The following is a 4493-nucleotide window of genomic DNA, read 5'->3' on the forward strand; positions in this document are numbered from 1 at the left end:
CTGTACACCCTGTCCGGCACGCCGCCGGAACATTTCGCCGACATGCCTTCGCTGCGCGGCACCGACATCGTGCGCAGCGACGACCTGCAAGGCCATCCGCCGGTGCGCAGCTATCTCGCGGTGCCGGTGCTGTCGCGCGCCGGCGAAGTGATCGGCACACTGTTCTTCGGCCATCCCGAAGCGGGCATGTTCAGCGAACGCACGGAACGCATCGTGGCCGGCATTGCGGCGCAAGCGGCGGTTGCGATCGACAATGCCCTGATGTACGAAGCGGCGCAGCAGGCTGCCGAAGAACGCAAGGTACTGCTGGACAGCGAACGCCGCGCACGCGCCGAAGCCGAGCGCACCAGCCAGATGAAGGATGAATTCCTGTCGACCCTGTCGCACGAACTGCGCACCCCGCTGACGGCCATCCTCGGCTGGGCACAGGTCCTGCGGCGCGGCAGCCGCGGTGGCGACGATATGAACCGCGGGCTGGAAACCATCGAACGCAATGCGCGCTCGCAGGCCCAGCTCATCGAGGACTTGCTGGACATGAGCCGCATCACTTCCGGCAAGGTGCTGCTGGACATGAAGCAGCTGGCGCCGTCCACGGTGGTCGACGCGGCCATCGAGACGGTGCGTCCGGCGGCCGATGCGAAAGGCATACGCATCGAGCGCGACTACCAGCCTGCTGGCCACGTCGCGGGCGATGCCAGCCGCCTGCAGCAAGTGGTGTGGAATCTGCTGTCGAATGCGCTGAAATTCACGCCCAAGGGTGGCACGGTGCAGGTCCAGATCCGCGAAGAGGACGGCCATGTCGGCATCACGATCGCCGACACCGGCATCGGTATCCGCCCCGAATTCCTGGCCCACGTGTTCGAGCGCTTCCGCCAGGCCGATGCCTCCACCACGCGCCGCCATGGCGGGCTGGGGCTGGGCCTGTCCATCGTCAAACACCTGGTCGAACAGCATGGCGGCACGGTGTACGCCCATAGCGAAGGTGAAGCCCTGGGTTCCAGCTTTACCGTGCGCCTGCCCCTGGCGACCGGCATGGTGCGCAGCCGTCCGCCCAATGCGCCCCTGCGCAGCAACTCCGGATCGCTACCGGAATTGGGGCTGCGCGATCTGAAAGGCTTGCGTGTGCTGGTGGTGGACGATGAAGCCGATGCCCGCGAGCTGGTGCAGCGCATCCTCACCGATTGCAATGCGCACGTGCTGACCGCCGCCACGGCCGAAGAAGCGGTCGACATTGCGCGCCAGGGCCAGATCGATCTGCTGGTCAGCGATATCGGCATGCCAGTGACGGATGGTTTCCAGCTGCTATCCAGGGTGCGTGCACTGGGCGCCAGGCGCGGCGGCACGGTCCCCGCCATTGCCCTCACCGCCTTTGCCCGCTCGGAAGACCGCCTGCGCGCGCTGGAGGCGGGCTTCCTCGATCATGTCCCTAAACCGGTCGAACCTTCTGAACTGATAGCCACTGTGGCGCGCGTAGCAAGTGTCGGTCAGTCATGAAAAAGCAACGGAATATTGCCTTGGATATAATTTCCTGGCCGCTCCTACCGCAACACAAGGCAATGTCCTACAAGAAACTTGGCGTGGCTTTGCTACACTGGTTTGTGACACGTGCGCCATGGCAAACCTGGCCACGTTACACTGAGAATTCGCCTTACGAGAAACAATATGCCAAGCCCAGACGAGATCCTGAACGCCAAGATCCTGGTCGTGGACGATTGCGCGGACAACATCGATTTGATGCTGGAAATTCTGCGCGATGCCGGTTACACCAATGTCACGGCCACCATGCTGCCGGAGCAGGTATGTCCCCTGCACCGCCAGCATACCTATGACCTGATCTTGCTGGACTTGCAGATGCCTGAGCTGAACGGTTTCCAGGTCATGAAGGGCCTGAAGGAAATCGAACAGGACGGCTACCTCCCCGTGCTGGCCCTGACGGCCCAGCCCAGCTTCAAGATCGCCGCCCTGGAAGCGGGCGCGCGCGATTTCATCAGCAAGCCTTTCGACCTGCTGGAAGTACACAAGCGCATCCACAATATGCTGGAGGTGCGCCTGCTGTACAAGGAACTCGCCCAGTACAGCAAAAAGCAGCAGGAGCTGGCCCTGCACGATCCGCTCACCGGCCTGCCCAACCGCCGTCTGCTGGAAGACCGCATCGCCACCACCTTGCAGCACGCCGCGCGCCACCAGCGCAAGGCGGCCGTGATGTACCTCGACCTGGACGGCTTCAAGGCCATCAACGATACCCACGGCCATGCGTACGGCGACGAGATTCTGAAGCAGGTGGCGCAGCGCCTGGTCGGCTCTTCGCGCAAGGACGACACCGTCGCCCGCGTGGGCGGCGATGAATTCGTGATCGTGCTGGGTGATGTGGGAGAACTGGCGGACGCGCAGGAGCCGGCGTCCAAACTGATCGAAGTGGTGGCGGAGCCTTACCGCATCAACGGCCTGACTTTGCAGCTGTCGACTTCGATCGGCATCGGTCTGTACCCGGATGATGCAGACACCGTGGACAATCTGATGCACGTGGCCGACAACGCCTTGTACGAAGCCAAGCGCGCCGGCAAGAACCGCTTCTGTGCCGCGCGCACGCTGGCGGAAAAAGCCGCCGCGGCGGCCCCTGCGCCTTCGCCATCGCCCGCCGTGCAGGCGACAGCTGCCTGATGCGGCGTCAGTGCGCGGCGGCTTCGGCCTCCTTGCCTGCCTCGGTCGATTCCTCGACCTTGCCGGCGTGCTGGTGGTCGGCTTGCGCGTCCACTTTTTCCGGCGCCACTTCAATGCGCGTGACGCCCGCATCGACCGAGATCGGATCGCTGGCCGGGAAGGTCATTTCGACCGCTTCGTCCAGCAAGGTTTCCTTGGCCTGCTCTTCCGGCGCCATTTGCTCTTCGTCTGCCAGAGTGCAGATGGCCTGCGCCCAGCGCACGAAGTTCAGGTTGGCCAGGTCGCGGATGGTCGACACACCGAAGGCCTTCTGCAATGCCGCGGCGTCTTTCTCGCTCACGCCGCGCAGGGCGCTGACGGGCGCATCGGCCAGGTGTTTGAAGCATTTGCCCACATATGATTTATCTACGACGGTATCGATATTCATGATCGGCTCCCAATGAACAGGATTTCACTATGGCATGCGGAGTCCGGCGCTGACTGTTCGTTGGCGAACACTAGGCCGCGTACGGTTGCGCGCGGCCTTTTTGACAGCGTCCGGGGGCGGCGCTATGATCGATTGGGCCTTTGTCCTGAAGAACTTCTTGCGCGATAGAACAATAACCAGCGGAACAAACTGAAAGTGGACAAGCCTAAGATACTTGTCGTCAACGACGATGCCAACAGCCTGTTTGCGCTGACCAGCCTGCTGACGCAGTGGGCGGCGCAGGACCGTTACGAAGTCATCTCTGCGCGCTCCGGCGAGGAAGCCCTGCGCGAAGTGCTCACGCACGATTTCGCGGTCATCCTGCTCGACGTGAATATGCCGGGCATGGACGGCTTTGAGACGGCGGAAGCGATTCACCAGCGTCCGCGCTCGGCCGACATCCCCATCATCTTCATCACGGCATTCGTGGCCGATGAACTGGATCGCCTGAAGGCTTACCAGAAAGGCGCCGTCGACTTTTTGTTCACGCCTGTGATACCGCAAGTATTGTACGCAAAGATCTCGGTCTTTGTCGCACTGGCCAACAAGAGCGAAGAGCTGCGCAAGCAAACCCGCCAGCTCAGCCAGCGCACCACCGACCTGATCGCCAGCAACCAGCGCCTGATGCGCGAGATTGAAGAACGCAAATTGGCCGAGCGCCAGAGCCATGCGAAGGATGAGTTTCTCGCCATGCTGGGCCATGAATTGCGCAATCCGCTTAGCGCTATCAGTAGCGCCGCCTCGTTGATCGGACTGRCCGGTGCATCGACCGAAGCAGTGGCGCGCGCCAAGCAGATCATTCAGCGCCAGAGCCATCACCTGGGCCGCATCGTGGACGACCTGCTCGATCTGAGCCGCGCCATGTCCGGCAAGATCCTGCTGAACCGTGTGCCGCTGGATACCGCGACCCTGCTCTCCACTTGCCTGGAGACTTACCGCACCACGGGACGCACGGCGGAATACCAGGTCGCCCTGCACGCCGAGCCTGGCGGCTGGGTCAACGGCGATACCACGCGGCTGGAACAGATCTTCAATAATGTGCTCGACAACGCATTGAAATACACGCCGCCCGGTGGCCGCATCACCGTCGAAACCRAGGTGGACGAGGATGACGTTGTGATCGCGGTGCACGACAACGGCGTGGGTATCGCGCCCGAACTGCTRCCCCATGTATTCGATGTGTTCGTACAGGGCACCAGCACGCTGGACCGCGCGCAGGGAGGCTTGGGGATAGGCCTCGCACTGGTGCGCCGCCTGGTGGAACTGCATGGCGGAAGCGTCTATGCTGAAAGCGCAGGCCCCGGCGAAGGCAGTACCTTCACGCTGCGCCTGCCGCGAACGGAACACAGGACCGAACCCAAGGTAC

The 4493-nt window shown here is 62.7% G+C and carries 4 protein-coding genes; 3 read left to right on the plus strand and 1 reads right to left on the minus strand.

Features of this window, described 5'->3' with window-relative positions:
• Both AB4Z11_RS23970 and AB4Z11_RS23975 read left to right on the plus strand, forming a co-directional pair.
• Positions 1 to 1494 (plus strand): ATP-binding response regulator (locus AB4Z11_RS23970; protein WP_442028176.1); only part of this gene is annotated, 1494 nt, incomplete at its 5' end.
• 168 nt (positions 1495 to 1662) lie between these two features.
• Positions 1663 to 2661 (plus strand): diguanylate cyclase domain-containing protein, encoded by a 999-nt coding sequence (locus AB4Z11_RS23975; RefSeq protein WP_442028178.1) that lies wholly within the window; start codon positions 1663 to 1665, stop codon positions 2659 to 2661.
• Between the two features lie 7 nt (positions 2662 to 2668).
• On the opposite strand, the gene AB4Z11_RS23980 is transcribed toward AB4Z11_RS23975, so the two are convergent.
• A complete protein-coding gene (locus AB4Z11_RS23980; RefSeq protein ID WP_442028179.1) occupies positions 2669 to 3088 on the minus strand; it encodes a hypothetical protein in 420 nt (139 codons plus the stop codon).
• Between the two features lie 195 nt (positions 3089 to 3283).
• On the opposite strand from AB4Z11_RS23980, the gene AB4Z11_RS23985 reads away from it, so the two are divergent.
• A partial coding sequence (locus tag AB4Z11_RS23985; RefSeq protein ID WP_442028181.1) for a hybrid sensor histidine kinase/response regulator occupies positions 3284 to 4493 on the plus strand: 1210 nt, incomplete at its 3' end.

The organism is Pseudoduganella sp. RAF53_2 (assembly GCF_052113985.1).
Taxonomy (GTDB): Bacteria; Pseudomonadota; Gammaproteobacteria; order Burkholderiales; family Burkholderiaceae_D; genus Rugamonas.